Consider the following 25,488-nt stretch of genomic DNA (forward strand, 5'->3'; position numbering starts at 1 on the left):
CGGCTGTCATCAAGGAGGATGCGGTGCGTACGAGGGTGATCAAGGTGGCCGTCGCGGCCACCGCGCTCGGGCTGGCGCTGTCAGCGTGCGGGTCCACAAAGGACAACGTGGCCGCACCGGGAGCCGGTGGGGCCCAAGGCGGCAAGGTCGGCGCGACGATCCCGTTGCTGACCTCGCCGTTCTGGCAGGCCTACAACAACTACGTGCCGGCGAAGGCCAAGGAGCAGGGTGTCGACGCGCTGCCGACGGTCAACGCGGACAGCGACTCGGCGAAGCAGATCACCGACATCAACACCCTGCTCAACCAGGGCGTCAAGGGTCTCGTCGTGACGCCGCTCGACTCCGCCGCCGTCGTGGCGGGCCTGAAGGCCGCGGAGAACAAGGGCGTCCCGGTGGTGGCCGTCGACGTCGCGCCGGAGAGCGGCAAGGTCGCGATGGTGGTGCGCGCGGACAACAAGGCGTACGGCACCAAGGCCTGCGAGGCGATCGGCGCGAAGGTCACTTCGGGCAAGGTCGTGCAGATCATGGGCGACCTCGCCTCGGTCAACGGCCGTGACCGCTCCGAGGCTTTCCGGCAGTGCATGAAGACGAAGTTCCCGGGTGTCCAGGTGCTGGAGATCTCCGCCGAGTGGAAGGCGGACAAGGCTTCGTCCGGGTTGGACAGCCTCCTGACCGCCAACCCGGACATCAAGGCCGTGTACATGCAGGCGGGCGGCGTCTACCTGGCGCCGACGCAGCAGGCCCTCAAGCGCAAGAACCTGTACTTCCCGGTCGGCGACCCGAAGCACGTCGTGCTGGTCAGCAACGACGGCATCCCGCAGGAACTGGCCGCGATCCGCGCGGGTGAACTCGACGCGACCGTCTCCCAGCCCGCCGACGACTACGCCAAGTACGGCATGTACTGGATCAAGAAGGCGATGGCGGGGGAGACCTTCAAGGCAGGGCCGACCGACCACGGCAGCACCGTCGTCGAGGTCCGGCCCGGAATACTGGAAGACCAGCTTCCCGCGCCCGTCGTCACCAAGGACAACGTGGACGACAAGGCCCTCTGGGGGAACAACCTGTGAGCGCGCTGCCCGCCGGCTCCGCCGCCGTACCGGTGGTCAGCGCACAGGGCGTCGGTAAACGCTACGGCCCGACCGTGGCGCTCTCCGACGTCAGCCTCACCGTGCACCCCGGCGAGTCGCACGCGCTCGTCGGCCGCAACGGCGCGGGGAAGTCCACGCTCGTCTCGATCCTCACCGGATTGTCCAAAACGGACACCGGGCGGGTCGAGTTCGGCGGCGTCCCCGCCCCTCCTCTGTCCAAACAGGACGACTGGAAACGCGCGGTCGCCTGTGTCTATCAGCACGCGATGGTCGTCCCGCAGCTGACCGTCGCGGAGAACCTGTTCCTGAACCGCCAGTCGGGGAAGGGGTTCGCGATCGGCTGGCAGCGCCTGCGCCGCCAGGCGAGGGAACTACTCGACTCCTGGGACGTCCACGTCGACGTCGACACCCCGGCCGGTGAGCTCTCGGTCGAAGACCGGCAGTTCGTCGAGATCGCCAGAGCGCTTTCCTACGGTGCCCGCTTCATCGTGCTCGACGAGCCGACGGCGCAGCTGGACAGCCAGGCGATCGAACGGCTTTTCGAGCGGATGCGCCAGATGCAGGCGAACGGGGTGACCTTCCTGTTCATCTCGCATCACCTCCACGAGGTGTACGAGGTGTGCCAGGCGGTCACCGTGCTGCGCGACGCCAAGCACATCCTCACCGCGCCGGTCTCGGAGGTCGGCCGCGCGGAGCTGATCGACGCGATGACCGGGGAACAGGGCGGGCTTTCCGTCCGCGACGCCTCGACGCGGGAGGCGCTGGATTCCGGCGCGGACGAGGTGCTGACCGTCGACGGGCTTTGCGGTGACGGGTTCGCCGACGTGACCTTCCGGATCCATCGCGGCGAGGTGATCGGGCTCGCGGGCAGCAACGCCAGCGGCAAACACCAGGTCGCCGAAACCGTGTACGGACTGCGTGCGGCGTCGTCCGGGACGGTCCGGGTCGAGGGAAAGCCGTTGAAACCCGGCGACATCCCGGCCGCGATCCGCGCCGGGGTCGGCTGTGTGCCGAGGGACCGGCATCAGGAAGGACTGGTCCTCGAACACTCCATCATGGACAACGCCACCCTGTCCATTTTGGACCGGATGGGCAAGGGTGGCATCGCGTCACCGAGTGCCCGGTACGAGCGGGGCTCGAAGGCGCTCGCGGACTACGACATCGTCGCGGCGGGCGCCGATCAGCCGGTGTCCGACCTGTCCGGCGGCAACCAGCAGAAGGTCGTGCTGGCCCGCGCGCTCGCCGGGGACCCGCGGCTGGTCGTGCTGATCAACCCGACCGCCGGCGTGGACGTGAAATCGAAGGAGGCCCTGCTCGCGGTCGTCGACCGGGTGCGGGCCGAGGGCAAGGCGGTGCTGATCGTCAGCGACGAGCTGGACGACCTGCGCCTGAGCGACCGGGTGCTGGTGCTGCGCGCCGGTGCGGTGGTCGCCGAACACCGGGCGGGCTGGTCCGACGGCGACCTGGTGGCCGACATCGAAGGAGTCGAGCGCGGATGACCGAACTGATGACGGATCCGAAAACGGCTTCCTTGGGGCAGCCACCACCGAAGCGCCGGAAGTTCAAATGGCTGCGGGAACTGGCACTGGTACCGGCGCTCATCGTGGTGCTGATCATCGGAGGACTGATCAGTGACACGTTCCTGACCTTCGGCAGCATCGTCGGCATCCTGTCCGCCTCGGCGGCGTTGTCGATGGTGGTGCTCGGCGAATCGCTGGTCCTGCTCACCGGGAAGTTCGACCTGTCGCTGGAATCCACCATGGGGATGGCGCCCGCGCTCGGCGCGATGCTGGTGATCCCGGTGGCCTCTTCCGGCTTCGGCACCGAATTCCCCGGCTTCGCGGGCATTCTCGCCGTGCTGGTGGCCGGTGCCGCCGTCGGCTTCGTGAACGGCTTCCTGATCGTCAAGCTGAAGCTGAACGCCTTCATCGTCACGCTGGCGATGCTGACGGTGCTGCGCGGTACGCAGATCGGGTCCACCCAAGGGAAGACGCTGTTCGACCAGCTGGACGTGTTCACCGCGCTGGCGACGACCACGTTCATCGGGCTGCCGATGTCGGTGTGGCTGGCCGCGGCGCTGTTCGCCGTGTTCGGACTGGGGCTGCGGTATCACCGGATCGGCCGGTCGCTGTACGCCATCGGCGGGAACCGTGAGGCCGCGCGGGCCGCGGGTATCCGCGTCGACCGGATCTCCTGGGGTGTCTTCGTGGTCGCCGGTGTGCTGGCCGCGCTCGGCGGCCTCGCGTACACCGGCTACGTCGGCGCGCTCGGCGCGGATCAGGGCGACGGGCTGATCCTGCAGGTGTTCGCGGCTGCGGTGATCGGCGGTGTCTCACTCGACGGTGGGAAGGGCACTCTGGTCGGGGCGCTCACCGGCGTGCTGCTCCTGCAGACGGTCACCAACCTGCTGCAGGTGGCGCAGGTGCCGCCGGAATGGCTGAAGGCGATCTACGGCGTGATCATCCTGGTCGCGTTGATCATCTCCCGCTATGCCGGCGGGAAGGCCCAGACCTAGCCTCGCCGACGCCATGAAAGGTCCTTTCCTTGCGAAATTTGCAAGGAAAGGACCTTTCATGGCGCGCCGGAGGCCGGTTCGAGGACGTGAGGAGAGGGACTGTGTCAGGAAGCTTCGGCGGCCGCGGTGGGATCGTCGGCGGTGCCGAGGGCGTTGCGGAGCCACTGCTCCACGCCCGCCACGTGCACGGTCGCCCACGAACGCGCCAGTTCGGGTTCGCGGGCGGCGATGGCCTCGTAGATCGCCGTGTGCTGCTCGCGGGTCTTCGCGACGGCGCCCTCCTGCGTGAGCCCGCGCCAGATACGGGCGCGCGCGGTGGGGCCCGACAGGCTGTCCAGGAGCGAACACAGCACCGGATTCCCGGAGCCGTCGGCGATCTTGCGGTGGAACTGCAGGTCGTTCGCGACCAGCGCCTCCACCGTCGGCGAGTCGGCCAGTTCGTCGAGCAGGCGGCCTAGTTCCGCGATGTCCTCGTCGCTCATGTGCATCGCGGCCAGCGCCGTCGCCGCCGGTTCGAGGATCCGGCGGACGGCGAGGAAGTCCAGCACGGTGTCGTCCCGGTGGAAGTCCACCACGAACGTCATCGCGTCGAGCAGGAGATTCGGTTCGAGGCTGGTGACGTATGTCCCGTCGCCCTGGCGGACGTCGAGTACGCGGATCAGGCACAGCGCCTTCACCGCTTCGCGCAGCGAGCTGCGGGACAGGCCGAGCCGCTGGGCCAATTCGGCCTCCTTCGGCAGCCTGTCGCCGGGAGCAAGCTCACCGGAGATGATCATGTCCTTGATCTTGTCGATCGCGACATCGGTGACCGGCATCTTCCACCGCCCTCCCCGAAGACCTCGGATGTTTGTGTGTCAGTTGACAGAGTGCCATGTTTCCCGCTGAGGAGGAGCGTTGACCCACGGTGTCGCACTACAAAGGGTGGCACTCCACACCCGGTTGAAGCCGGGCAAGGAGGCCGAATACGAGTCCGTCCACGCCGTCATCCCGCCCGATCTCGACGCCGCGCTGCGGTCCGCGGGCGTGCGTTCGTGGCGGATCTGGCGGGACGGTCTCGACCTCTTCCACGTGGTGGAGGTCGAGGACTACGCGAAGATGCGCGCGATCCTGCGTGATCATCCGGCCAACATTCCCTGGCAGGCGCGGATGTCGGAACTGCTCGACGTCGAAGACGACTACTCGGGCGGCGATTCGGGTCTCGGCCTGGTCTGGGAGCTTCCGTGAAGATCTCCTTGTCCCCACTCGGGCTCGGCTGCGCGCAGCTGGGCAACCTGTACCACGCCATCACCGACGAAACAGCCGAAGCGACCGTCCGGCAGGCATGGGACGAAGGCATCCGCTATTTCGACACCGCCCCGCACTACGGTCTCGGGCTGTCCGAACGACGGCTGGGCGCGGCGCTTTCGGCGTACCCCCGCGCGGACTACGTGGTGTCGACCAAGGTCGGCCGCGTGCTGGAACCCGACCCCGAGGGCGCTTCACGGACCGACAGCCAGGGTTTCGTCGTGCCCGCGGCCTACAAACGCCGCTGGGACTTCAGCCGAGAAGGGATCTTGCGGTCGCTTGAGGACAGTCTGGAACGGCTCGGCCTCGACCGGATGGACGTCGTCTACGTGCACGATCCGGACGAACATTTCGAAGACACCGTCAACGGCGCGTTCCCCGCGCTGCTCGAGCTGCGGGAGCAGGGTGTCGTCGACGCCATCGGCGCGGGGATGAACCAGGCGCCCATGCTCGCGGAGTTCGTCCGCCGCTTCGACCTCGACGTGATCCTGCTGGCCGGCCGGTACACCCTGCTCAACCAGCCCGCGCTCGACGATCTCCTGCCGCTGTGCGCGGAACGCGGGGTGGACGTGGTGGCCGGGGGAGCGTTCAACGCGGGCATCCTCGCCACGGTGTCGCCGGGCACGATGTACGACTACGCCGAGGCGCCCACCGAGCTGGTCGCGCGGGCGCAGGCCATCGCCGAAGTCTGCGGACGGCACGGCGTCGAACTCCCGCAGGCCGCTTTGGCGCTGCCGGCGGCGCATCCGGCGGTGGTGTCCGTCGTCGTCGGCGCGCACGACCCCGGCCAGGTGCGGCTCAACGCCGAGCGGTTCCGGCGGCCGGTACCGCGCGGGTTGTGGACGGACCTGATCCGTGCGGGACTGTTGCGTGAGGACACCGTGCTGCGACCGGGAGGACAGTCGTGATCGACGCGCACCACCACCTTTGGGATCCCTCGCGGCGGCGGTATCCGTGGCTGGAGGACGCCGCACTCGATCCGATCCGCCGTCCGTACACAGTGGACGATCTCCGCGCGGTGACCGAGGCGGCGGGTGTGCAGGCGACCGTGCTGGTACAGACGATCTCGTCGGACGAGGAGACGCGCGAGTTCCTCGAGACCGCTTCCGCCGAACCCCTGATCGCCGGTGTCGTCGGCTGGGTCGATCTCACCGCTCCCGATGTCGCCGACCGCCTCGCCGCCCTTTCCGGGCCACTGGTGGGAATCCGGCATCAGGTGCAGGACGAACCGGACCCGTCGTGGCTGACGCGGTCCGAGGTCCTGCGCGGTCTCGCCGCCCTCGGCGAGGCCGGGCTGGCGTACGACCTGCTGGTGAAGCCGCCTCAGCTCGCGGCGGCCGTTGCCGCGGCGAAGTCGTTGCCTGATCAGGTTTTCGTCCTCGACCACGCCGCGAAGCCACCGATCATCGCCGGGGAATGGCAGCCGTGGGCGGACGGGATCGCGGCCTTGGGCGCCTTGGAGAACGTGTACTGCAAGCTCTCGGGACTGGTGACCGAGGCGGACTGGGCAGCGTGGAAGGTCGGACATCTGGCGCGCTGGGCCGAGCACGTACTGGAGTGCTTCGGGGCTTCGCGGCTGATGTTCGGCTCCGACTGGCCTGTCTGTGAGCTCGCGGCCGCGTACGAGGTGGTCGTGGACACGGCGTTCTCGCTGACCGGTTCGCTGAGCGACGCCGAGCGGCTGGAGTTCTTCGACGGCACGGCTCGGCGGGCCTATCGGCTCACGTGAGCGGCGGGTCGGGAAAGGGAGAGGCGCGGGGTCCGGGCGCCGGGTAGCCGCCGATCAACGACCTGCGACAGGGGGAAGGAAAGATCAGAATTCCTCGTGGGTGACCATCGTCCGCAGGCGGGCGAGTGCGCGGTGCTGCGTCACGCGCACGTTGCCGGCGGAGATTCCGAGAGCCTCGGCGGTTTCGGCGGCGGAGAGGCCGACGGCGATGCGGAGCGCGAGGATCTCCTGCTGCACTCGCGGCAGGGTGGAGAGCAGACGGTTGAGCCGGGCACCGAGATCCAGGTGCAGGGCGTGTGTTTCGGGCTCGTTGTCGCCGATGGGCCGCTCCGGCAGTTCCGGTACCGGTTCCGACCGGTCACGGGAGACCGCGCGGTAGGCGTCGGCGACCTTGTTGGCGGCGATCGCGTGCACCAGGTAGAGGAACGACCCACCGCGATCCTGATAGCCCGGCAGTGCCTTCAGCACGGCCATGCACACTTCCTGAGCGACGTCGTCCGCCGACAGGTAGGACAGGTCGCGGCCGCCCATCCTGGCGCGGCAGTAGCGGACCACGACGGGGCCGATCATCCGCAGCAGCGCTTGGATGGCGGCGGGATTCCCGTCGCCCGCGTCCTTGACGAGAGGATCGAGATCCTCCTTCGTCAACCGTCCGCCCGGTCGCGGCAGGTTCTCCGGTGTCGTATAGCCGGGGACCGCATCGGTGGTGACGGTTCTGGACGCGCTGGAGATTGCTTGCATGGTCGTCCTCCCCGGCCGACCCTGCGACCGTCGCTGTCGAGGGGTCAACAATCCGTAACGATTGAGGGCGGCAGATGCTCCGTAAGATCAGATTCACCTGCCGCCGTTGCGACGCAGCGTAATCGTAGGCGCCGATCGGACGGCAGTAAAGATTTCAACTAGAGATAGCCCATTCGCCGGAGTCGGCTTAATAGAACCGAGACTCTGTGTCGTGAAAAGGGCGTCCGCGATCGCTCGATGTGCGCGCCGGTTAGCGCACCGCGATCAAAGCGACCGCCGTCGCTACGACGAGTGCCGACACGGTGACAGCCAAGGCAGGGTTAAGAGATTTCGGGGTGACCGCCCTGCGCAGTGCCCGTTCACGAACCGCTCCGACGGCGGTGAGGGTGATCACCATGGCACCGGCGAACACCACCGGGATGACCGCTGTCCCCCAGCCCCGCCGGGCGGCCAGATGCAGCAGCAGGAGTGTGCAGGCAGTAGCCGCGAGCGCCGTCCGGCGCCAGGCCAGTCCCGTCCGTTCCGCTTGCGCTCCGTGATCGCTCACGCGCTCGCCAAGTTCACGAGAAGACCACCAGTGCCGCGGCCGTCAGCGTGATCACGAGGATCCCGGCGGTCAACACGATCAGCATCCCGCTCTTCGGCAGCGGCCGTCCCGCGCGCATCGCGGTCTGCACCTGCCGCCAGCGCGGATACGCGCTCGCCGCGAGTACGGCGGCCAGTACGACACACAGTCCGGCGAGGACGGTGCTCAGCGTGCTCGGGTCCGGCACCAGCTGGTGCACGGCGACGCCGCCGGCGAGCAGGCCCAGCGCCGTCCGGAGCCAGGCGAGGAAGGTCCGTTCGTTGGCGAGCGTGAATCGGTAGTCGGGTTCCGAACCGCCGTCGTGCGGGCCGTTGATCTCTGCCACGTGACGAAGACTAAGCCTTCTGGCGCGGGAAGACCCACCAGCGAAGGACCGCGAAGCGCGCGATGCCGCCCACGACGCTGGCCGCGAGCAAGGCGCCCGTCTGCTCCAGCGCGGTCGGCTCGGAGATCACCGCGTCGAGGGACGCGAGCACGATCGAGCCGTACGCGGCGTAGAAGGCGAAGGTCACCACGTCCTGGAAATGCCGTTTGCCCGCATGACTCTTCCGGGTGGCGAAGGTGACTCGACGGTGGAACTCGGTGTTCCCGACCGTCGTGACCGCGAGCGCGACCAGATTGGCCAGCTGGGGGCCCAATACCGGCTGAAGGACAAGGAAGAGCACCGCTTGGAGGCCGGTGGCGGCGACCCCGGCGACGACGTACCAGGCGGCATGGTGGCCGAGCTCGTGATGCCGTTCCGGCGCGCGCCGGATGATCCGGTGCCCTGGCGCCCACCTGGTGGTGGTCATGAAGACGACGCTACCCCTCGTTTCACAAATTTGTGAAGCTGCTAAAGCCGTTGAGAACTGTGATCCCCCCGACAGCGCCGTCGTTTGGCCTCCGGCGGCATCGGGTAGGCCACAGGGACCGGGTCGAGTACAACACGGCCCGGCGAACGTCCGACGAGGAGGGAACGGCCGATGGACGACCGCGAGACGGCTGAGCCGGAAACCTTGAGCCCCACCGAGGCGCTCGACGAGGACGAACTCCGGGCCGATCCGCTCGAAGAAGGCGTCGAGCCACCCGAGCATTGGAGTGGCGCCGACCGGTTCGGGACGACGCCCGCGGAGATCCGCGAAGGGGAGTCGCACGCCATGCGGCTGGCCGAAGAGGAGCCGGACGTCGGCGAAAAATGATCTTCACTCAGACGGCGGGCCGTGTCGTCACCCCCTAGCGTGGTCCGTCAAGTGCAAGACCGCGACGAAGGAAGGGCAGAGATGCTGACAGTCACCGAAGCCGCCGCCGAGGCGATCACCGCACTGACCGGGCAGGAGGGAACCGAGGACGGCAGCGGATTGCGGTTCGCGATGCACTCCCAGCAAGGAGACAGTCCGCAGCTCGCGGTTTCCGTCGCTCCGCAGCCTGAAAGCGGCGACAAGGTGCTCGGCGCCGATGGGGGCCCGAAGGTTTTCTTGGAGCCGGAGGCGGCCGCGTTGCTCGACGACAAGGTGCTCGACGTCCAGCAGGACGAGACCGGCGAAGTCGCCTTCGCCGTGCTTCCGCAGCCTCAGCCTGGCAGCTGAACCGGGCGCGTGGTGTGGAGTTCGTGCGGGGCGCCGGTCCACCGGTCTTGACCGGCACGACCTTGATCAACGGAGGATCGGGGACGTCGAGTACCCGGATCTTCCGTTGATCAAGGTGTGACCGGGCGAATGCGGGTCCCCAGGGCCTGAAAGTCCCTCGAAGTTCCCCACCCGTCCCGTGAAGGTCCCCTTACTTACCCTCAAGGTAGGGAAGGAGGCCTTCACGGACCAGCAACAGGCACGCTTGACTTACCACTCACTAAGTCCGGGCCCAGGCGCGGACCAGTTCTCCGGCCCGCTCGCGCAGGAGTGCCGCCGCGTGCGCACGTGCGTGGTCGAGCGAAGGCGCGTGATCGATCAGGGCGGCGCTGCCCACGACTCCCAGACCGGCGAGTTGGCCCTCGTCGAGCTGGATCCGTCCGGCGAGCACCATCAGCGGCACCGAGTGCTCGTGCGCGCGGGCCGCGATGCCCGCCGGGGCCTTGCCGTCGAGGCTTTGCTCGTCAAGCGATCCCTCGCCGGTGATGACCAGGTCGGCGCGCTCGATGGCGCCGTCGACACCGGTGAGCCCGGCGATGAGCTGGAAACCGGATTCGACACGACCGCCGAGTCCCGCGATCGCGCCGGCGGCCACCCCGCCGCCCGCCCCGGCTCCGGGGATGTCGGAGACGTCGGGAGTCCCGGCGTTCCGCAGCGCTTGTGCCCAGCGGGCCAGCGACGCGTCCAGTTGCTCGACTTCGCGTGGTCCGGCGCCCTTCTGCGGGCCGAAGATCGCGGCGGCGCCCCGCGGTCCGAGCAGCGGATTCGTCACGTCCGTGGCGACGGCGACCGTCACGGAGCCGAGTCGCTCGCGCACCGGACCGAGTTCGGCCGACGCGACGCGGCCCAGCGTGCCGCCGCCAAGCCCGACCGGCGCCCCGAACGCGTCGAACACCCCGGCGCCCAGTGCCGCCAGCATCCCGGCGCCGCCGTCGGTGCTCGCGGTTCCGCCGACGGTCAGCACCAGCCGCCGCGCGCCGTTGTCGATGGCGTGCGCGAGCAGTTCGCCGACGCCCCAGGTATGTGCGGCCAGCGCCACCTCCGGGCTCGGCTCGACGAACTCGATCCCGCACGCGCGGGCCGATTCGATGTAGGCCGTTCCGTCGAGTGTCACGTAGCGCGCGTCGACGGTGTCGTCGAGTGGTCCGCGAACCGGGAGTTCCACGAGACGGCCACCCGCCGCCACGAGAACGTCGAGCGTTCCCTCGCCGCCGTCCGCGACCGGGCAGGCGGAGATTTCGGCCTCGGGCAGTGCGTCGCGGACGCCGTGGGCGATCGCCTCCGCGGCCTCGACCGCGGTCAGGCTTCCCTTGAACTTGTCGGGCGCGATGACCACACGAGTCATGGACGAACCTCCGTCAGCGGGTTTCCGCCGGTGAGCACCGACGCGACGTTCTCGGCCGCGAGCACGGCCATGGCGGTACGGGTCTCGACCGTCGCCGATCCGAGGTGCGGCGTCAAGACGACATTTTCGCGATTCAGCAGGCGGGGCTCTACCTCGGGTTCGGCCTCGAAGACGTCGAGGCCCGCTCCGGCGATTTCCCCGGTTTCGAGCGCGTCCGCCAGCGCCGCTTCGTGCACGACGGGTCCGCGCGTGGTGTTGATGAGGAAGGCGCCCGGTTTCATCGTCTTCAGCGCGTCCGCGTCGATGAGGTGCCGGGTCTCCGGGGTCAAAGGGCAGTGCAGTGAGACGACGTCGGCGCTCTTCAGCAGTTCGTCGAAGGACACGTACTCCGCGCCCAAGGTCCTCTCGACCTCTTCGGCGGCCCGCGACCGTCCTGAGTAGACGATCCGCATCCCGAAACCGAGCGCCCGCCGCGCGACCGCCTGCCCGATCTGGCCGAGCCCGACGACGCCGAGCGTCTTGTCCTGCAGTCCGGAACCGAGCAGGAAACCCAGGTGGAACGACCAAGGGGTGCGCGAGCGGAGCAGCCGTTCGCCCTCACCGAGCCGTCGCGTGACCGCGAGGATCAGCCCGAACGCCAGATCCGCGGTGGCGTCGGTGAGCACGCCGGGGGTGTTGGTGACCGTGACGCCGCGTTCGGCCAGCGCCGGGACGTCGATGTTGTCGTAGCCGACGGCCACGTTCGCCACGACCTTCAGCGCCGGGCCCGCCGCGTCGGCGACCGTGCCGTCGATCCGGTCGTGCAGCATGCCGACGATCGCGGACACGCCCTGGACGAATTCGCGCAGTTCGTCCGGCGTCAGTGGCCGGTCGGCGCGCGACAGTTTCACCTCCCCGGCTTCGGCGAGCACTTTCAGCGCTTCGTCGGGAATCCACCGGGTCACCGCGATCGTCGAGGTCACGGCCCCAGCCTAGTGGGCGGCAGTTGGTATCCCAAACGCGCGAATCCCCGCTATGAGGGAGGCGCTTCCCCTGCGCGGGGGAGTCGTCACCACCCGTCGTGCCGGGAGGGTCGTAACCGCGGAAAGGTTCCGCGAGCAGGGGATTCCAGGGGTGGAAATGAAACGATCACGAGAACTCGCGGCCATCGGGGCCGCGATGGTCATCGCCACGACCCTCGTCGCGTCGGGCCCGGCGTCGGGGGCGGAAGAGGGCAAGGGGAAGCCGGCCGAACCGAGCCTGACCGGCAGCGCCAAGATGCTGCGCAAGGACGGCCAGGACGTCCGGTTCACCTTCGACGCGCGCGGTCTCTTCCCGGAAAGCAAGGGAACCTTCCGGGTGAGCCATGCGGGTGAGGGGTTCTCCGCCTATTTCCAGGGCAGGGTCGACTGCCTGGTCGTCGGCGGCCCGGTCGCCGTGGTCACCGGCATCGTCGAGGACACGAACGTCCCGGAGCTCAAGGATCGCCGGGTCGGGATGACGGTGTACGACCACGGCGGGCACGACAGGGTCGGCTACAGCTGGGGCCCCGACCCCGACAGCAAGCAGATCGTGCCGCCGTGCCTGAGCAGTGCGCCTTTCGAGCGGGTCGAGACCGGGGACTTCAAGGCCGTCGAATGGTTCCCGCCCGGCAGCGGGATCAGCTGAGCCGTCAGTCCTTTCCGGGACGGCGAAGAAGGTCGGCGACCTTCTTCGCCGTCTCCTTCGCGGATCCCGGGTTCTGACCGGTGACGAGGTTGCCGTCGACCACGGCGTAGGAGACGAAGGGCAGCTTCGCCTTTTCGTAGAGCGCGCCGCGCTTCTTCATCTCTTCTTCGGCGTTGTAGGGCACGAGTTCGTCCACCCGCGCCAAGACTTCCTCCCGCCAGGCGAATCCGGTGACCTTGCGTCCTGCCACGAGATACGAGCCGTCGGACAACTTCGTGTTCAGCAGGCCGCAGTAGCCGTGGCAGACCGAGGAGACGACGCCGCCGCGTTCGAAGATCTCGCGCGTGATCCGCTGGAGCCCTTCGCTGTCGGGGAAGTCGTACATGACCGCGTGGCCACCGGTGAAGTAGATCGCGTCGAAGTCCGCCGAGTCGATCTCGTCGGGGGCCGCGGTGTTCTCCAGCAGCGCCATCCGTTCCGGATCGGCCCGCCAGGCCTTGGCGGTCTTGTCGTAGGCGGGGAACTTCAGCGATCGGGGTTCGAGCGGCGATCGTCCGCCCTGGGGGCTGACGATCGTCTGCTCGAAGCCCCGCTCTGCGAAGACGTCGTAGGCGTGGGTGAGCTCGGAAAGCCACAAACCCGTGGGGTGGGACGGATCGTCGTAGTGACCGACGTTGGTGACGACGTTCAGGACGCGCTTGGTCATTTGCGGGCCTCCAGGTTCCGGACGGAGGTGGGGACGGGCAGGTGGAGTGCGAGCTGCCCCTCGGTCATCACGTCGAAGCGGATCGGTTTGAGGGGATCGAGCGAGCGGACGTCGTCGGAGAGACGGCCTTCGCCGAGCCGGAGTTCGACGCCGCGGGGGAAGGTCGCGCTTCCGGCCGAGAGGACGTTGGTCTGGCTGAGCGTCGAGTGCCAGGCGTCTCCGATGGTGGTGTACGACGTGAGGCTCGCGACCTGCTCGCCGGTCCTGTGCGCGGTCTGGCGGGGTGTCGCCGCCGAAAGGGCGAGGTCGGTCTCGCCGCGGTCGTTCGTCACGCGTGCTTCGGTGCGCTCGGCGTCGATGTCGACGTCGAGGCTCGTCACCCACTTCGGGAACCCGTAGCCGTCGTGGCCGCGGACCTGGGCGATGTCGCTGCTGACCGGCAGGGACAGCACGTACGAGTGGAGGTGCTCGTTCTTGAGTCCGGTCACGAGGTCGAAGAACCCGAGCCGTCCGTGCCGGGCGGGCCGGACGGCGATGCCGACGGCGGCCTCGGTGTAGAAGTCGATGTCGCAGACGTCGTACCGGAACAGCATCACCGACACCAGGCCGAGGCCGGGCGCGATCTCCAACGGCGACAGCTCGCCGGGAAGACGGCGCCGGATCGCCCGGGAGGGCGCGGGGAAGGTCAGCCGGGCCGTCGCGATCCGGTAGTAGAAGTTGGGGGTCAGCGTGGGACCGATCGGCGAGTCGACCCGCACCTTGGGAAGGCGGCGGAAGAAGTCGACGCCGCTCACGCGCGGGTCGGCGGCGACGGTGTCGAGGTCGGTGTCCATGCGGTAGCGGTCGTACAGACCGCCTTTCGGGACGTCGACCGAGCGTCCGCCCAGTTCGACGGTGACCGTGTCCTGAGCCATCGGAACTCCAAATGTTTACGGTGCTTACATCGACGAGCGTAAGACTTGATGTGAGCACTGTCAACACCGGTTAACCCGGTCGTGCCGCCAGGATCGCGGAGAACGCGGCGCGGACGTGATCGGCCACTTCTTCGTCCGACGCCGCCGGGAGCTTGCCGTCCAGGAACAGGTATGCCAGCCCGTGGGCCAGTGCCCAGCCCGCCGAGGCGAGCGCGTCCGAGGCGTCCTCGGAGAACACTCGGGTCATCGCCAGGCGCAGGAGGTCGTGGATCTCCGTCGCCGCCTGGACGCGTTCCTCGCTGCCCGTGTCGCAGGCGTTTCCGAACATCAGGCGGAACAGTGCCGGGCGGCGCAGGGCGAACCCGACGTAGGCGACCGCGAGCTCGGCCAGGTCCGCCGCGGACGCCGGAAGTTCGCGTCCCTTGGTGAGGTCCGCCTTGAGGTCGCGCAACCCTTGCGCGGCCAGGGCCGACTCCAGGGCGTCCCTGTCGGCGAAGTGCCGGTATGGCGCGGTCGCCGAGACTCCCGCCTCCCGGGCGACGGCGCGCAGGGAGAACTGCTCGCCTGCTTCGAGCATGCGCATCGCGGTGGCCAGCAATGACGCTCTCAGGTCGCCGTGATGGTAGCCACTCTTCGTCGATGTTGACACTGCTTACATTCCCTTCCTATGCTCATGTGAGCAATGTAAACATACCGCGTTCGGGAGCAGTCATGTCATCCGCAGTCCGGAAAACCTCGTCGCCGGTGTTCGAACCCTTCACGCTTCCCAATGGCTCGGTGGTGCCGAACCGGTTGGTGAAGGCCGCGATGGAGGAGAACATGGCGAGCCGCGGGCAGGTGCCCGGCAAGCCCTTGTTCGAGCTGTATCGCCGGTGGAGCGAGGGTGGCGCCGGGCTGATCATCACCGGCAACGTCATGGTCCACGCGGAGGCGCTCACCGGCCCGGCCGGCGTCGTCCTCGACACGGAGTCCCCGCTGGAACCGTTCCGGCAGTGGGCGTCGGCCGCGAAGAGTGGCGGTGCGCGGGTGTGGATGCAGATCAACCACCCCGGGCGTCAGGTCCGGGCGGACATGCCCGGCGTCGCCTGGGGGCCGTCGGCCGTCCGCGTCGACGTCGGCAAGAACAGCAAGCGGTTCGCCGAGCCGGTCGAGATGTCCGCGCGGCAGATCGAGGAGACCGTCGCGCGGTTCGCCGAGACCTCCCGCCGCGCCGAAGAGGCCGGATTCGACGGCGTCGAGATCCACGCGGCGCACGGCTACCTGCTTTCACAGTTCCTTTCCCCGCTGGCCAATCGCCGTGAAGACCAATGGGGAGGAAGTCTGGAGAACCGGGCCAGGCTGCTGCTCGACGTCGTGCGCGCGGTCCGCGCCGTCGTGTCGCCCGGATTCGCCGTCGCCGTCAAGCTCAACTCCGCCGACTTCCAGCGCGGCGGCTTCGACGCCGACGACGCCGCCTCGGTCATCGAGATGCTCGCGCCGCTCGGTGTCGACCTGGTCGAACTGTCGGGTGGCAGCTACGAGAGCCCGGCGATGACAGGGCAGTCCGGCGACGACCGCACCCGTGCGCGCGAGGCCTACTTCCTGAACCTCGCCGAACAGCTCGTGCGGACCAGTGCGCTGCCGCTGATGCTGACCGGCGGCGTGGTCCGCCGTCCGGTCGCGGAGGAGGTACTGGCGAGCGGCGTCGAACTCGTCGGCATGGGCACCGCGCTGGCGGTCGACCCCGGGCTGCCCCTCAAATGGCGGCACGACGCGGACGCCAAGGTGGAGCTCGAGCCGGTCCGGATCGGCGACAAGGCCGTCGCGTCCGCCGCGAGCATGGCCCGCGTCCGGCGGCAGCTGCGCCGCCTCGGCGCGGGACGGCGGACCAGGCCGGGTGCCGATCCGAAACTGGCGCTCGTCGTGGAAACGGTGCTGCAGGGACGGGCCCTTCGTCGCTATCGCGCCTGGTTGCGCGACCGCGTCGGCTGAGCTATGTTCATATGAAGAACATGTGTGCGCGATCCGAACAATCCGGGAGTGGGGATGGCGGAGCTGCTGTCGTTGAAGGAGGCCGTGGCACGGCTGGTGCACGACGGGGACACCGTCGCGCTCGAGGGCTTCACGCACCTCATTCCCGTGGCCGCCGGTCACGAGATCATCCGGCAGCGCCGCACCGGGCTGACGCTCGTCCGCATGACCCCGGACATCGTCTACGACCAGCTCATCGGCGCCGGCTGCGCGAGCAAGCTGATCTTCTCGTGGGGTGGCAACCCCGGAGTCGGCTCGCTGCACCGCTTTCGTGACGCGGTCCAGCACGACTGGCCGGTGCCCTTGGAAATAGAGGAACACAGCCACGCGGGGATGGCGAACCGGTACGTCGCCGGTGCCTCGGGCCTCCCGTTCGCCGTGCTGCGCGGCTACACCGGCACCGATCTTCCCGCACAGACCGACACGATCAAGCCCATCACCTGCCCGTTCACCGGCGAGCAACTCGCCGCCGTCCCCGCGCTCAACCCGGACGTGTCGATCGTGCACGCCCAGCGCGCCGACCGGTCCGGCAACGTCCAGATCTGGGGTATCACGGGCGTGCAGAAGGAGGCGGTGCTCGCGGCGAAGCGGTCGCTGGTCACCGTGGAGGAGGTCGTGGACGAGCTGGAGCCCCGGCCTGGCGCGATCGTGCTGCCGTCGTGGGCGGTCACCGCCGTCGCCGAGGTGCCCGGCGGCGCGAGGCCGTCGTACGCGGCGGGGTACTACGAACGGGACAACGACGCCTACCAGGCTTGGGACGCGATCGGGCGGGACAGGGAAAGCTTCACCCGCTGGCTCGACGAGCTGACGGGAGTGAAGGCATGACCGAGTACACCTCCGACGAGATGATGAGTGTCGCCGCCGCTCGCGCGCTCGGCGACGGGATGTCCTGTTTCGTGGGCATCGGCCTGCCGAGCACGGCCGCGAACCTCGCCCGGCGCGGGCACGCGCCGAACCTGACGCTGATCTACGAATCCGGCTGTCTCGGCGCCAAACCGTCCCGGCTGCCGTTGTCCATCGGCGACGGCGAACTCGCCGACACCGCGGACGCCGTGGTCAGCGTTCCCGAGATCTTCAACTACTGGCTCCAGCCCGGCCGGATCGACGTCGGCTTCCTCGGCGCCGCCCAGCTGGACAAGTTCGGCAACATCAACACCACCGTCATCGGCCTGGACTCCGCTGATGGGTTCTCGGCGGGAACGAGTACCTCGAACTACGCCAACCCGAAGGTGCGCCTGCCCGGCGCGGGCGGCGCGCCGGAGATCGCCGCGTCCTGCCGCGAGGTGTTCGTGGTGCTGCGGCAGAGCACCCGCACGTTCGTCGAGAAGGTCGACTTCGTGACGTCGTTCGGCCACGGCACCGGCAAGGGCGACCGCGAGCGGCTCGGCCTCCCCGGCGCCGGGCCGACGCTGGTGGTCACCGACCTCGGCCTGATGCGGCCCGACCCCGAGACCGCCGAGCTCACGCTCACCGAGCTGCATCCCGGGATCGAGGTCGATCAGGTCGTCGAGGCCACCGGGTGGAAACTGAAGGTGGCGGCCGACCTGGGAACCACCCCGGCGCCGACCGAGGCAGAACTCCGCATCCTCCGAGACCTCAAAAGGGCGAGCGCATGACCGACGTCTTCCTGTTCGACGCCATCCGTACCCCGTTCGGCAAGTACGGCGGTGCCCTGTCCGGGGTCCGCCCGGACGACCTCGCCGCCACCGTGCTGCGGGCGCTGGCCGAGCGCAACGATCTCGACCCGGCCTCCGTGGACGAGGTGGTGCTCGGCGACGCCAACGGCGCGGGTGAGGACAACCGGAACGTCGCGCGGATGGCGGCGCTGCTGGCGGGCTGGCCGACGAGCGTTCCCGGTGCCACGGTCAACCGGCTGTGCGGTTCCGGGCTCGACGCGGTCATGCAGGCGAGCCGGTCGGTCCAGGTCGGTGACGCGTCGCTCGCGGTCGCGGGCGGGGTCGAGTCGATGAGCCGTTCGCCGCTGGTCATGCAGAAGCCGGAAAAGGCCTTCCCCGCCGGTAACCAGACGCTGTACTCCACCGCACTCGGCTGGCGCATGGTCAACCCGAAGATGCCCGAGCAGTGGACGGTCTCCCTCGGCGAGTCCACCGAACAGCTCGCCGAGCGCTACGGCATCGGCCGCGACGAACAGGACGCGTTCGCCGTCCGCAGCCATGTCAACGCCGCCCGCGCCTGGGACGAGGGCTTCTACGACGATCACGTCGTGCCCGTCGAGGGTGTCGAACTCACCCGTGACGAAGGCATCCGGCCGGATTCCAGCCCGGAGAAACTCGCGAAACTCAAGCCCGTCTTCCGTCCACAAGGGACGGTCACGGCGGCGAACGCCTCGCCGCTGAACGACGGCGCGTCCGCGTTGCTGCTCGGTGACGAGGCGGCCGGGAAGCGGCTCGGCAAGGCGCCACTGGCCCGGATCGCCGGCCGGGGCGCGGCGGGCGTCGATCCCGACGTCTTCGGCATCGGCCCGGTGCGCGCGGCCGAGATCGCCCTGGAGCGCGCCGGGATCGGCTGGGACGACCTGTCGGCCGTGGAACTGAACGAGGCGTTCGCCGCGCAGTCGCTGGCCTGCCTGCGCGACTGGTCGAAGCTCGATCCGGAGATCCTCAACGTCAACGGCGGCGCGATCGCGATCGGGCATCCGCTGGGCGCTTCCGGCGGCCGGATCCTCGGCACCCTGGCCCATCACCTGCGCCGCACCGGTGGCCGGTGGGGGCTGGCCGCCATCTGCATCGGCGTCGGCCAGGGGCTGGCCGTCGTCCTCGAAGCCCAGTGATCCACTGACCGCGCTGGAGGGAACAGCATGTCCGCACCCGCAGAACTGAGGCTCCCGCGCTACCGGCGCGATCCGGAGGGGACGCATCCGCCGCTGGACTACGCCGGTTACCGGTCGACGGCGCTGCGGCACCCGAAGGAGCCGCTGATCGTGCTCCCGCAGCTGCTGACCGAGGTAACCGGGCCGGCCTTGGGGCCGGGGCGGATCGGCGAGTTCGACAACGACCTCACCAAGGGGCACGCGGGTGAGCCGCAGGGGCAGCGGATCATCGTCACCGGGCGGCTGCTCGACGGCGACGGGCGGCCGATCCGGGATTCGCTCGTGGAGATCTGGCAGGCGAACGCGGGTGGCCGGTACCGGCACACCGGGGACCGGTGGCCGTCGCCGATCGACCCCAACTTCGACGGCGCGGGCCGGACGCTGACAGACGGCGAAGGCCGCTACACCTTCACCACCATCAAGCCGGGCGCGTATCCGTGGAAGAACCACGACAACGCCTGGCGGCCGGCGCATATCCATTTCTCCGTGTTCGGCAGCGCGTTCACCCAGCGGCTGGTCACGCAGATGTACTTCCCGGAAGATCCGCTGTTCTCGCAGGACCCGATCTTCAACTCCATCCCGGACGAGAAGGCGCGGCAGCGGATGATCGCGCGGTTCGACCTCGACCGCACCGAGGCCGAATGGGCGCTGGCCTTCCAGTTCGACATCGTCGTCCGGGGCCGCGAGGCGTCGGTCTTCGAGGACGAGGAGGACGAGCACTGATGCCGGAGACGACGCCTTCCCAGACCGTCGGCCCGTATCTCTCCCTCGGCCTGCCCTGGCCGGACGGGCCCGATGTCGTCCCCGCAGACGAACCGGCCGCGATCCGCATCCACGGCCGGGTCCTCGACGGCGCGGGCGAACCGGTGCCGGACGCGATGATCGAGACCTGGCAGGCCGACGCCGACGGCCGGTTCGATCACCCCGACGACCCGCGGGGAGCGGTCGCGAGCGGGTTCCGGGGCTTCGGGCGCTGCCCGACCGATCCGGGCGGCAACTACGAGATCCGGACGATCAAACCCGGTGCAGTACCCGGTCCGGCGGGCAGCACCCAGGCTCCGCATATCGACGTCTCGGTGCTGGCCCGCGGCCTGCTGCACCGCGTCGTCACCCGGATCTACTTCGAGGACGACGACAACTCCGCGGATCCGGTACTGGCTTCGGTCCCGGAGGCGCGCCGGAGCACGTTGATCGCCGCCAAGACCGGCGACGGCTACCGGTTCGACGTCCGGTTGCAGGGCGAAGGGGAGACGGTGTTCTTCGATGTCTAGGTTTTCGATGTCCAAGCCGGTGAAGGTGCACAGCGTCGCGGAGGGGCCCGCGGACGGTCCCGTCGTGGTGTTCAGCGGATCGCTCGGAAGCGACCACCGCATGTGGGAGCCGCAGGTGAAACCCCTGGTGGACAAAGGGTTCCGGGTGGTCCGCTACGACACCCGCGGGCACGGCGCGTCCCCGGTGCCGCCGGGGCCGTACGCGCTCGAAGATCTCGGTGGTGACGTGCTGGCGCTGCTCGACGAATACGGCGCCGAACGCGCCCACTTCGTCGGGCTTTCGCTTGGCGGGATGACGGGGATGTGGCTCGGTGTGAACGCACCGGACCGGATCGAGAGCCTGGTGCTGTGCTGCACGTCCGCGAAACTCGGGCCGCCGGAGATGTGGGCGGAGCGGGCGAAGACGGTCCGGGAGCACGGCACCGGAGCGGTCGCCGAAGCCGGGGCCGGCCGCTGGGTGACGGCGGGCTACGCCGCCGCCCATCCCGACAGGGCCGCCTACCTGCGCGAGATGATCGCCGCGGTCCCGGCCGAGGGATACGCGGCCTCCTGCCGGGCCATCGAAGAGATGGACCTCGTCGGCGACCTGCTCAAGATCCCGGTGCGGACCCTGGTCATCGCCGGATCCGAGGATCCGGCCACCCCGGTCGAGCACGCCGAGGTGATCGCGGGCGGTATCCCGGGCGCCCGGCTCGAGATCGTCGAAGGTGCCGCGCACCTGGGGAACTTCGAAAAGCCCGAGCGGTTCACCGCGCTGATCCTCGACCATCTGGAGCAGGTCCGATGAGTGACGACGCCTACGAGACCGGGATGCGGGTGCGCCGCGAAGTCCTCGGAGACGCGCACGTCGATCGTGCGGTGGCCCGCACCACCGAGTTCAGCCGCCCGTTCCAGGACTACATCACCCGTGGCGCGTGGGGTTCGGTCTGGTCGCGTGACGGACTCGACCGCAAGACCCGCAGTTGCGTCACCCTGGCCGCGCTCACCGCGCTGCACGCCCACGACGAACTCGCCATGCACGTCCGGGCCGCCGTCCACAATGGACTTACCGCGCAGGAGATCTCCGAGGTTCTGCTGCACACCGCCGTCTACGCGGGCGCCCCCGCCGCCAATGCCGCGTTCGCCGTCGCGCAGCGGGTGCTGGCCGAACTCGGTGAGCCTGCCGCCCAGGAAGAGGGTGGCGGATAGGGTTCTCATATGGACGAAGGCGAGGTGACCGAGCGCGGAGCGCACCATGTCCAGTCGCTGGAGCGCGGACTGGCGGTGATCAAGGCGTTCAACGCGGACGCGGCGGAGCTGACCTTGAGCGACGTCGCCCGTGCCACCGGGCTGACCAGGGCGGCCGCCCGCCGGTTCCTGCTGACCCTCGTCGACCTGGGGTACGTGCGCACGGACGGCAAGTACTTCTCGCTCACGGCGCGGGTGCTCGAACTGGGCTACTCGTACCTGTCGAGTCTGTCACTGCCCGAGGTCGCCCAGCCACATCTGGAGCGGTTGTCCGCCGAGGTGCACGAGTCCAGTTCGGTCTCGGTGCTCGAAGGCCCGGACATCGTCTACGTCGCGCGCGTGGCCGTCTCGCGGATCATGACCGTCAGCATCAACGTCGGCACCCGGTTCCCGGCGCACGCGACCTCGATGGGGCACGTTCTGCTGGCCGGCCTCGACGGCGAGGACCTGCACGGCTACTTCGACGCGGCCAAACTCGAGAAACTGACCGCGCATACGCTGACCAGGCGACAGGATCTGCTCGCCGAGCTGGAGCGGGTGTACCGGCAGGGTTACGCGATGGTCGACCAGGAACTCGAAGAAGGCCTCCGCTCGATCGCCGCGCCGATCCGGAACCGGCGCGGCCGGGTCGTGGCCGCGGTCAACCTGTCCACGCACGCCAGCCGCACGACACGGGAGTCGGTCGAACGCGAACTGCTGCCGCCGTTGCTCGAGGCGGCACGGGCCATCGAAGCCGATCTTGCCTCGGCGCCGCCGAGTAAGGCCGGACATGGCTGAGATCGCCGGGCTGCTGCTCGCGGCGGGGGCCGGGCGCCGGTTCGGCGGGCCGAAGGCGCTGGCCGTCCTCGACGGCGAGCCGTTCGTCGTCCGGGCGCTGCGGGTGCTCACCGACGCGGGCTGCACGCCGGTCCGGGTAGTGCTGGGTGCCTCGGCCGCCGAAGTCCGTGCGCTCCTGCCCGACCCGGAGGCGGCCCTCGTGGCCGACGGCTGGGAGTCCGGGATGGGTGCGTCGCTGCGTGCGGGCCTGAGGGCACTGGAACAGACCGGCGCCGAAGCCGCCGTCGTGCACCTCGTGGATCTGCCCGGTGTCGGCGCCGACGTCGTGCGCCGGGTCGCGGCCGGGGCCGACGCGGAGACCGTCGGCCGGGCGGCCTTTGACGGCGTCCCCGGTCATCCCGTCGTGCTCGGCCGCCGCTGGTGGCCGGAGATCGTGGCGGGTGCGTCCGGGGACAAGGGTGCGCGCGACTGGCTCAAGGGCCGTCCGGATCTGCGGCTCGTCGAATGCGGCGACCTCGGCACCGGCCACGACGTGGACCGCCGCGAGGAGCTTCCAGGCTGATCTCCGGCTTCGCGAGGCCTACGATCGGGGCGTGACCGTCGAATCGCCGGAGGAACTGGCCGAAGCCCTCGAAGCGGTCGGCTACCTCGCCGACGACGGCATCGCCACGGCCGGGTTCCTCGCGTTGCGGCTCGGCCGCCCGCTGTTCTGCGAGGGTGAACCGGGCACCGGCAAGACCTCGCTCGCGCTGGGACTGGCCGAAGCGCTCGACATACCCCTCATCCGGCTCCAATGCCACGAGGGGATCGATGCGGCACAGGCACTGTACGAATGGGACTTCCCCCGGCAGCTGCTGCATTTGCGCGCGCTCGAAGCCTCCGGCGACGGTGGTCTCGACGTCGAGACCGCCGAGCAATCCCTCTACACCGAGCGTTTTCTGCTCTCCCGGCCGCTGCTGAAGGCGTTGCAGACCTCGCCGTGCGTGTTGCTGGTCGACGAGATCGACCGGGCGGACGACGAGTTCGAAGCGTTCCTGCTGCAACTCCTCGACGAGAACGCTGTGACGATCCCCGAGTTCGGCGAAGTGCGGGCCGAGCATCCGCCGCTCGTGGTGCTCACCTCCAACCGGACCCGGGAAGTGCACGACGCGCTGAAGCGCCGCTGCCTCTACCACTGGCTCGAACACCCCGGCCTCGCCCGCGAAATCGAGATCCTGCGCCGCAAGATCCCCGGCCTTGGCGAGGATCTCGCCGCCCAGGTCGCGACGGCGGTGCACCGGCTCCGAGCGATGGAGCTGCTGAAGCCGCCCGGCGTCGCGGAGTCGATCGACTGGGCTCAGGCCCTTCTCGCGCTGGGCAAATCCGAACTGGACGCCGCGGTGACCGCGCGGACGCTCGGCTCGGTCCTCAAGTACAGCGAGGACCTCGACCGGGTCCGGGCCAAGCTGGACAAACTCCTCGCCTGAGCAGGCGTGCGGGTTACCATGGCCAAGCGGAACGCCGATCCGGTAACCGCGAGGTGACGAGGAGCGACGTGGTGAGCAACGGCGAGGGTCGCAGGTCGAAACGGGCGGACGCCCGGCGCAACGAGAAGACCCTGCTCGACGCGGCCGCCGCCGTCTTCGTCACTTCGGGCGTCGAGGCGCCGGTCCGCGACATCGCGGCCAAAGCGGGCGTCGGGATGGGCACGATCTACCGGCACTTCCCGACCAGGGCGGATCTCATCATCGCCGTCTACCGGCACCAGATCGACGCCTGCGCCGAAGCCGGTCCGGAACTGCTGGCGCGGAGCGATTCCCCGTACGAGGCGTTGCGGCGCTGGATCGACCTCTTCGTCGATTTCCTGGTCACCAAACACGGTCTCGCCGCGGTGCTGCAGTCCGACAACGCCGGCTTCGAGACGCTGCACTCCTCTTTCCTCGACACCCTTCTGCCCGTCTGCACCCGGTTGCTCGAAGCGGCGGCCGAAGCGGGCGAGATCCGCGCGGACCTCCAGGCGTACGAGGTCATGCGCGGGATCGGGAACCTCTGCATCGGCGCCGACAGCGATCCCCGCTACGACGCGCGACGACTGGTCGGCGTTCTCATCGCGGGGTTGCGCGTCAGCCGTTGAGCATCTTCAGGAAGCCGTTCTCGTAGGCCACGGGATCAGCGTCGTAGCCGACGTTCTGCGGCGTTCCCTTCGGTGTCACGTAAGTGCGGCCCGCCGCGGCGCCGTCCTGCCGCACGTCGACCTTCGCCGGACGCAGCTTCACCGGGCTCACCGCGTCGAACAACTCGGACGAGGCGAGGGTGTCCCACCAGAACGCCGTCCCGTCTTGGACGTAGGGTGTGAGATCGGGCTGCGTGACGATCGCGTGCACCAGTTTCGCTTCCGCGGTACGGCCTTCCCGGCCCAGTCGCTCCACATAGGACGGTGTGATCGGGACGTCGTTCGTGGCGTCCAGCGGCACGATGTCGACGCGGCGGAGCCGGGCGAAGACCTTGTCCGCCGACGCGGGGTCCAGCCACATGTTGACCTCTTGGGTGCCGTCGAACTTCTCCGCGCCGGGACCGAACAGGTTGCCGGGGACGTCGAAGGCGCCGCCCATCACCGCGAGCCGTGAAATCCGCGGTGCCACCCCGGGAATGTCGAGCGCCTTGGCGACATTCGTGAGGGGGCCGGTCGCGATCACGACGACCGGCTTCGCCGACGTGAGCACCGTCGCGGCGAGCAGCGTCGACGCGCGGACCCGTGACGGACGATCCGGGACCCCCGCGTCGCCGAGCGCGCCGTTGAGGATGCTCTCGGTCCAGGCGCGGCCATCGGCGGGCATCGGGTTCACGCCGGTGTCGGAGCCGTCGGCGACCGGAATGCCGGAGAGACCGCATTTCCCGAGCGCCGTCCGGACATGGGTCAGCGCGCGGCCGGGGGTGCCGGCGCCGTTGTTGGTGACGGTGACCGCGCGCAGGTCGATGCGGCGCTGTTTGTGCGCCTGGCACAGATACGCGAGCGTCGCGATGTCCGCGAAATCGGAATCGCCGTCGTACACGACCGGGACGGGGGAGGACGTCGGCGTCGCCGAGGCGGCTGGGGCGGCGGCAACGCCGAGGGCGCAGGCGAGCAGAGCGGAAAGCACGGCACGAGACGGGAACATGGCGTCACCGTAGCGAGAAACGCGGTTTTCGAGTAGGACCAAGGTCCTCTTCGGTGCCGGATCCATGGCGATGGACG

General features: G+C 69.2%; 32 protein-coding genes. 21 read left to right on the forward strand and 11 right to left on the reverse strand.

The genetic code is table 11. The annotated features are described in order from the left end of the window. Positions 1 to 23: 23 nt before the first annotated feature. From ACZ5ZX_RS25410 to ACZ5ZX_RS25420, 3 genes are read left to right on the forward strand one after another with little or no spacing between them, the layout of a single operon-like run. Positions 24 to 1,067 carry a sugar ABC transporter substrate-binding protein gene (locus ACZ5ZX_RS25410; RefSeq protein WP_465504475.1) on the forward strand — a complete coding sequence of 348 codons (1,044 nt, stop codon included), beginning with the start codon at positions 24 to 26 and terminating at the stop codon, positions 1,065 to 1,067. Continuing rightward, positions 1,064 to 2,587 carry a sugar ABC transporter ATP-binding protein gene (locus ACZ5ZX_RS25415; protein WP_465504476.1) on the forward strand — a complete coding sequence of 508 codons (1,524 nt, stop codon included), beginning with the start codon at positions 1,064 to 1,066 and terminating at the stop codon, positions 2,585 to 2,587. The genes ACZ5ZX_RS25410 and ACZ5ZX_RS25415 overlap by 4 nt, the downstream gene beginning before the upstream one ends. Further along, positions 2,584 to 3,603, forward strand: a complete 1,020-nt coding sequence (locus tag ACZ5ZX_RS25420) for an ABC transporter permease (protein ID WP_465504477.1) — start codon at positions 2,584 to 2,586, stop codon at positions 3,601 to 3,603. Before ACZ5ZX_RS25415 ends, ACZ5ZX_RS25420 begins: the two co-directional genes overlap by 4 nt. 104 nt (positions 3,604 to 3,707) lie before the next feature. On the opposite strand, the gene ACZ5ZX_RS25425 is transcribed toward ACZ5ZX_RS25420, so the two are convergent. Further along, entirely contained in the window at positions 3,708 to 4,418 is a 711-nt protein-coding gene (locus ACZ5ZX_RS25425; protein ID WP_465504478.1) for a FadR/GntR family transcriptional regulator, read from the reverse strand. A 106-nt stretch (positions 4,419 to 4,524) separates the two neighbouring features. On the opposite strand from ACZ5ZX_RS25425, the gene ACZ5ZX_RS25430 reads away from it, so the two are divergent. From ACZ5ZX_RS25430 to ACZ5ZX_RS25440, 3 genes are read left to right on the forward strand one after another with little or no spacing between them, the layout of a single operon-like run. After that, positions 4,525 to 4,827 (forward strand): L-rhamnose mutarotase, encoded by a 303-nt coding sequence (locus tag ACZ5ZX_RS25430; RefSeq protein ID WP_465504479.1) that lies wholly within the window; start codon positions 4,525 to 4,527, stop codon positions 4,825 to 4,827. Continuing rightward, on the forward strand, positions 4,824 to 5,795 hold the full coding sequence (locus tag ACZ5ZX_RS25435; protein WP_465504480.1) for an aldo/keto reductase: 972 nt from the start codon (positions 4,824 to 4,826) through the stop codon (positions 5,793 to 5,795). Before ACZ5ZX_RS25430 ends, ACZ5ZX_RS25435 begins: the two co-directional genes overlap by 4 nt. Then, complete coding sequence (locus ACZ5ZX_RS25440) at positions 5,792 to 6,616, forward strand: amidohydrolase family protein (RefSeq protein WP_465504481.1); 825 nt, start codon at positions 5,792 to 5,794, stop codon at positions 6,614 to 6,616. The genes ACZ5ZX_RS25435 and ACZ5ZX_RS25440 overlap by 4 nt, the downstream gene beginning before the upstream one ends. Positions 6,617 to 6,700: 84 nt before the next feature. Here the strand turns inward: ACZ5ZX_RS25440 and shbA are convergent, their stop codons facing one another. From shbA to ACZ5ZX_RS25460, 4 genes are all read right to left on the reverse strand, one after another. Beyond that, the gene (gene shbA / locus ACZ5ZX_RS25445) at positions 6,701 to 7,357 is read right to left on the reverse strand and encodes an RNA polymerase sigma factor ShbA (protein WP_465504482.1); all 657 of its coding nucleotides are present in this window, start codon (positions 7,355 to 7,357) and stop codon (positions 6,701 to 6,703) included. 250 nt (positions 7,358 to 7,607) lie between these two features. Next, on the reverse strand, positions 7,608 to 7,904 hold the full coding sequence (locus ACZ5ZX_RS25450; RefSeq protein ID WP_465504483.1) for a DUF202 domain-containing protein: 297 nt from the start codon (positions 7,902 to 7,904) through the stop codon (positions 7,608 to 7,610). Between the two features lie 13 nt (positions 7,905 to 7,917). Beyond that, positions 7,918 to 8,268 carry a YidH family protein gene (locus ACZ5ZX_RS25455; protein ID WP_465504484.1) on the reverse strand — a complete coding sequence of 117 codons (351 nt, stop codon included), beginning with the start codon at positions 8,266 to 8,268 and terminating at the stop codon, positions 7,918 to 7,920. 10 nt (positions 8,269 to 8,278) lie between these two features. After that, on the reverse strand, positions 8,279 to 8,734 hold the full coding sequence (locus tag ACZ5ZX_RS25460; protein WP_465504485.1) for a GtrA family protein: 456 nt from the start codon (positions 8,732 to 8,734) through the stop codon (positions 8,279 to 8,281). A gap of 171 nt (positions 8,735 to 8,905) precedes the next feature. Here ACZ5ZX_RS25460 and ACZ5ZX_RS25465 point away from each other — a divergent pair, with 171 nt between their 5' ends. Both ACZ5ZX_RS25465 and ACZ5ZX_RS25470 read left to right on the forward strand, forming a co-directional pair. Then, positions 8,906 to 9,121 (forward strand): hypothetical protein, encoded by a 216-nt coding sequence (locus ACZ5ZX_RS25465; RefSeq protein WP_465504486.1) that lies wholly within the window; start codon positions 8,906 to 8,908, stop codon positions 9,119 to 9,121. A gap of 81 nt (positions 9,122 to 9,202) precedes the next feature. Beyond that, a complete protein-coding gene (locus ACZ5ZX_RS25470) occupies positions 9,203 to 9,508 on the forward strand; it encodes an iron-sulfur cluster biosynthesis protein (protein WP_465504487.1) in 306 nt (101 codons plus the stop codon). Positions 9,509 to 9,767: 259 nt separating this feature from the next. Here ACZ5ZX_RS25470 and ACZ5ZX_RS25475 read toward each other — a convergent pair whose 3' ends face one another. Further along, on the reverse strand, positions 9,768 to 10,892 hold the full coding sequence (locus tag ACZ5ZX_RS25475) for a glycerate kinase (RefSeq protein ID WP_465504488.1): 1,125 nt from the start codon (positions 10,890 to 10,892) through the stop codon (positions 9,768 to 9,770). Next, the gene (locus ACZ5ZX_RS25480) at positions 10,889 to 11,854 is read right to left on the reverse strand and encodes a 2-hydroxyacid dehydrogenase (protein ID WP_465504489.1); all 966 of its coding nucleotides are present in this window, start codon (positions 11,852 to 11,854) and stop codon (positions 10,889 to 10,891) included. Before ACZ5ZX_RS25480 ends, ACZ5ZX_RS25475 begins: the two co-directional genes overlap by 4 nt. A gap of 157 nt (positions 11,855 to 12,011) precedes the next feature. On the opposite strand from ACZ5ZX_RS25480, the gene ACZ5ZX_RS25485 reads away from it, so the two are divergent. After that, positions 12,012 to 12,539, forward strand: coding sequence for a hypothetical protein (locus tag ACZ5ZX_RS25485; RefSeq protein WP_465504490.1), 528 nt, complete (start codon positions 12,012 to 12,014; stop codon positions 12,537 to 12,539). A gap of 4 nt (positions 12,540 to 12,543) precedes the next feature. On the opposite strand, the gene ACZ5ZX_RS25490 is transcribed toward ACZ5ZX_RS25485, so the two are convergent. From ACZ5ZX_RS25490 to ACZ5ZX_RS25500, 3 genes are all read right to left on the reverse strand, one after another. Next, entirely contained in the window at positions 12,544 to 13,245 is a 702-nt protein-coding gene (locus ACZ5ZX_RS25490) for a type 1 glutamine amidotransferase domain-containing protein (protein WP_465504491.1), read from the reverse strand. Further along, a complete protein-coding gene (locus ACZ5ZX_RS25495) occupies positions 13,242 to 14,159 on the reverse strand; it encodes an acetoacetate decarboxylase family protein (protein WP_465504492.1) in 918 nt (305 codons plus the stop codon). The genes ACZ5ZX_RS25490 and ACZ5ZX_RS25495 overlap by 4 nt, the downstream gene beginning before the upstream one ends. A 70-nt stretch (positions 14,160 to 14,229) precedes the next feature. Further along, the gene (locus tag ACZ5ZX_RS25500) at positions 14,230 to 14,808 is read right to left on the reverse strand and encodes a TetR/AcrR family transcriptional regulator (RefSeq protein WP_465504493.1); all 579 of its coding nucleotides are present in this window, start codon (positions 14,806 to 14,808) and stop codon (positions 14,230 to 14,232) included. A gap of 62 nt (positions 14,809 to 14,870) precedes the next feature. Here ACZ5ZX_RS25500 and ACZ5ZX_RS25505 point away from each other — a divergent pair, with 62 nt between their 5' ends. The 12 genes from ACZ5ZX_RS25505 to ACZ5ZX_RS25560 all read left to right on the forward strand — a co-directional run bounded on the left by ACZ5ZX_RS25505 (position 14,871) and on the right by ACZ5ZX_RS25560 (position 24,387). After that, complete coding sequence (locus tag ACZ5ZX_RS25505) at positions 14,871 to 16,130, forward strand: NADH:flavin oxidoreductase/NADH oxidase family protein (protein WP_465504494.1); 1,260 nt, start codon at positions 14,871 to 14,873, stop codon at positions 16,128 to 16,130. Positions 16,131 to 16,184: 54 nt separating this feature from the next. Further along, positions 16,185 to 16,994 (forward strand): CoA transferase subunit A, encoded by an 810-nt coding sequence (locus ACZ5ZX_RS25510; protein WP_465504495.1) that lies wholly within the window; start codon positions 16,185 to 16,187, stop codon positions 16,992 to 16,994. Continuing rightward, positions 16,991 to 17,785, forward strand: a complete 795-nt coding sequence (locus tag ACZ5ZX_RS25515) for a CoA-transferase subunit beta (RefSeq protein WP_465504496.1) — start codon at positions 16,991 to 16,993, stop codon at positions 17,783 to 17,785. Before ACZ5ZX_RS25510 ends, ACZ5ZX_RS25515 begins: the two co-directional genes overlap by 4 nt. Then, positions 17,782 to 18,960, forward strand: a complete 1,179-nt coding sequence (locus ACZ5ZX_RS25520) for a thiolase family protein (RefSeq protein WP_465504497.1) — start codon at positions 17,782 to 17,784, stop codon at positions 18,958 to 18,960. The genes ACZ5ZX_RS25515 and ACZ5ZX_RS25520 overlap by 4 nt, the downstream gene beginning before the upstream one ends. Positions 18,961 to 18,987: 27 nt before the next feature. After that, complete coding sequence (gene pcaH, locus ACZ5ZX_RS25525; protein ID WP_465504498.1) at positions 18,988 to 19,722, forward strand: protocatechuate 3,4-dioxygenase subunit beta; 735 nt, start codon at positions 18,988 to 18,990, stop codon at positions 19,720 to 19,722. After that, positions 19,722 to 20,270: a protocatechuate 3,4-dioxygenase subunit alpha gene (pcaG, locus tag ACZ5ZX_RS25530; protein ID WP_465504499.1), complete on the forward strand. Its 549-nt coding sequence runs from the start codon at positions 19,722 to 19,724 to the stop codon at positions 20,268 to 20,270. Before pcaH ends, pcaG begins: the two co-directional genes overlap by 1 nt. A gap of 7 nt (positions 20,271 to 20,277) precedes the next feature. Further along, a complete protein-coding gene (pcaD, locus tag ACZ5ZX_RS25535; protein WP_465504500.1) occupies positions 20,278 to 21,057 on the forward strand; it encodes a 3-oxoadipate enol-lactonase in 780 nt (259 codons plus the stop codon). Further along, positions 21,054 to 21,458 (forward strand): 4-carboxymuconolactone decarboxylase, encoded by a 405-nt coding sequence (gene pcaC / locus ACZ5ZX_RS25540; protein WP_044855397.1) that lies wholly within the window; start codon positions 21,054 to 21,056, stop codon positions 21,456 to 21,458. Before pcaD ends, pcaC begins: the two co-directional genes overlap by 4 nt. Before the next feature lie 9 nt (positions 21,459 to 21,467). Continuing rightward, on the forward strand, positions 21,468 to 22,274 hold the full coding sequence (locus ACZ5ZX_RS25545; RefSeq protein WP_465504501.1) for an IclR family transcriptional regulator: 807 nt from the start codon (positions 21,468 to 21,470) through the stop codon (positions 22,272 to 22,274). Then, positions 22,267 to 22,836 carry a nucleotidyltransferase family protein gene (locus ACZ5ZX_RS25550; protein WP_465504502.1) on the forward strand — a complete coding sequence of 190 codons (570 nt, stop codon included), beginning with the start codon at positions 22,267 to 22,269 and terminating at the stop codon, positions 22,834 to 22,836. Before ACZ5ZX_RS25545 ends, ACZ5ZX_RS25550 begins: the two co-directional genes overlap by 8 nt. A gap of 31 nt (positions 22,837 to 22,867) precedes the next feature. Further along, complete coding sequence (locus ACZ5ZX_RS25555; protein ID WP_465504503.1) at positions 22,868 to 23,740, forward strand: AAA family ATPase; 873 nt, start codon at positions 22,868 to 22,870, stop codon at positions 23,738 to 23,740. A 71-nt stretch (positions 23,741 to 23,811) separates the two neighbouring features. Further along, positions 23,812 to 24,387 (forward strand): TetR/AcrR family transcriptional regulator, encoded by a 576-nt coding sequence (locus ACZ5ZX_RS25560; RefSeq protein ID WP_465504504.1) that lies wholly within the window; start codon positions 23,812 to 23,814, stop codon positions 24,385 to 24,387. On the opposite strand, the gene ACZ5ZX_RS25565 is transcribed toward ACZ5ZX_RS25560, so the two are convergent. Beyond that, on the reverse strand, positions 24,377 to 25,411 hold the full coding sequence (locus tag ACZ5ZX_RS25565; protein ID WP_465504505.1) for a nucleoside hydrolase: 1,035 nt from the start codon (positions 25,409 to 25,411) through the stop codon (positions 24,377 to 24,379). The two genes, ACZ5ZX_RS25560 and ACZ5ZX_RS25565, sit on opposite strands and share 11 nt — an antisense overlap. Positions 25,412 to 25,488 lie beyond the last annotated feature (77 nt).

This window comes from Amycolatopsis sp. NPDC033938, from assembly GCF_055575975.1.

Bases quoted from the DNA above. Each gene is read 5' to 3' on its own strand.
- ACZ5ZX_RS25510 (WP_465504495.1), top strand. From the start codon at position 16,185: ATGGCGGAGCTGCTGTCGTTGAAGGAGGCCGTGGCACGGCTGGTGCAC.
- ACZ5ZX_RS25520 (WP_465504497.1), top strand. From the start codon at position 17,782: ATGACCGACGTCTTCCTGTTCGACGCCATCCGTACCCCGTTCGGCAAG.
- ACZ5ZX_RS25515 (WP_465504496.1), top strand. From the start codon at position 16,991: ATGACCGAGTACACCTCCGACGAGATGATGAGTGTCGCCGCCGCTCGC.
- ACZ5ZX_RS25485 (WP_465504490.1), top strand. From the start codon at position 12,012: ATGAAACGATCACGAGAACTCGCGGCCATCGGGGCCGCGATGGTCATC.
- pcaH (WP_465504498.1), top strand. From the start codon at position 18,988: ATGTCCGCACCCGCAGAACTGAGGCTCCCGCGCTACCGGCGCGATCCG.
- ACZ5ZX_RS25460 (WP_465504485.1), bottom strand. From the start codon at position 8,734: ATGACCACCACCAGGTGGGCGCCAGGGCACCGGATCATCCGGCGCGCG.
- ACZ5ZX_RS25475 (WP_465504488.1), bottom strand. From the start codon at position 10,892: ATGACTCGTGTGGTCATCGCGCCCGACAAGTTCAAGGGAAGCCTGACC.
- ACZ5ZX_RS25470 (WP_465504487.1), top strand. From the start codon at position 9,203: ATGCTGACAGTCACCGAAGCCGCCGCCGAGGCGATCACCGCACTGACC.
- ACZ5ZX_RS25495 (WP_465504492.1), bottom strand. From the start codon at position 14,159: ATGGCTCAGGACACGGTCACCGTCGAACTGGGCGGACGCTCGGTCGAC.
- pcaC (WP_044855397.1), top strand. From the start codon at position 21,054: ATGAGTGACGACGCCTACGAGACCGGGATGCGGGTGCGCCGCGAAGTC.
- ACZ5ZX_RS25425 (WP_465504478.1), bottom strand. From the start codon at position 4,418: ATGCCGGTCACCGATGTCGCGATCGACAAGATCAAGGACATGATCATC.
- ACZ5ZX_RS25420 (WP_465504477.1), top strand. From the start codon at position 2,584: ATGACCGAACTGATGACGGATCCGAAAACGGCTTCCTTGGGGCAGCCA.
- shbA (WP_465504482.1), bottom strand. From the start codon at position 7,357: ATGCAAGCAATCTCCAGCGCGTCCAGAACCGTCACCACCGATGCGGTC.
- ACZ5ZX_RS25465 (WP_465504486.1), top strand. From the start codon at position 8,906: ATGGACGACCGCGAGACGGCTGAGCCGGAAACCTTGAGCCCCACCGAG.
- ACZ5ZX_RS25565 (WP_465504505.1), bottom strand. From the start codon at position 25,411: ATGTTCCCGTCTCGTGCCGTGCTTTCCGCTCTGCTCGCCTGCGCCCTC.
- pcaG (WP_465504499.1), top strand. From the start codon at position 19,722: ATGCCGGAGACGACGCCTTCCCAGACCGTCGGCCCGTATCTCTCCCTC.
- pcaD (WP_465504500.1), top strand. From the start codon at position 20,278: ATGTCCAAGCCGGTGAAGGTGCACAGCGTCGCGGAGGGGCCCGCGGAC.
- ACZ5ZX_RS25550 (WP_465504502.1), top strand. From the start codon at position 22,267: ATGGCTGAGATCGCCGGGCTGCTGCTCGCGGCGGGGGCCGGGCGCCGG.
- ACZ5ZX_RS25490 (WP_465504491.1), bottom strand. From the start codon at position 13,245: ATGACCAAGCGCGTCCTGAACGTCGTCACCAACGTCGGTCACTACGAC.
- ACZ5ZX_RS25545 (WP_465504501.1), top strand. From the start codon at position 21,468: ATGGACGAAGGCGAGGTGACCGAGCGCGGAGCGCACCATGTCCAGTCG.
- ACZ5ZX_RS25505 (WP_465504494.1), top strand. From the start codon at position 14,871: ATGTCATCCGCAGTCCGGAAAACCTCGTCGCCGGTGTTCGAACCCTTC.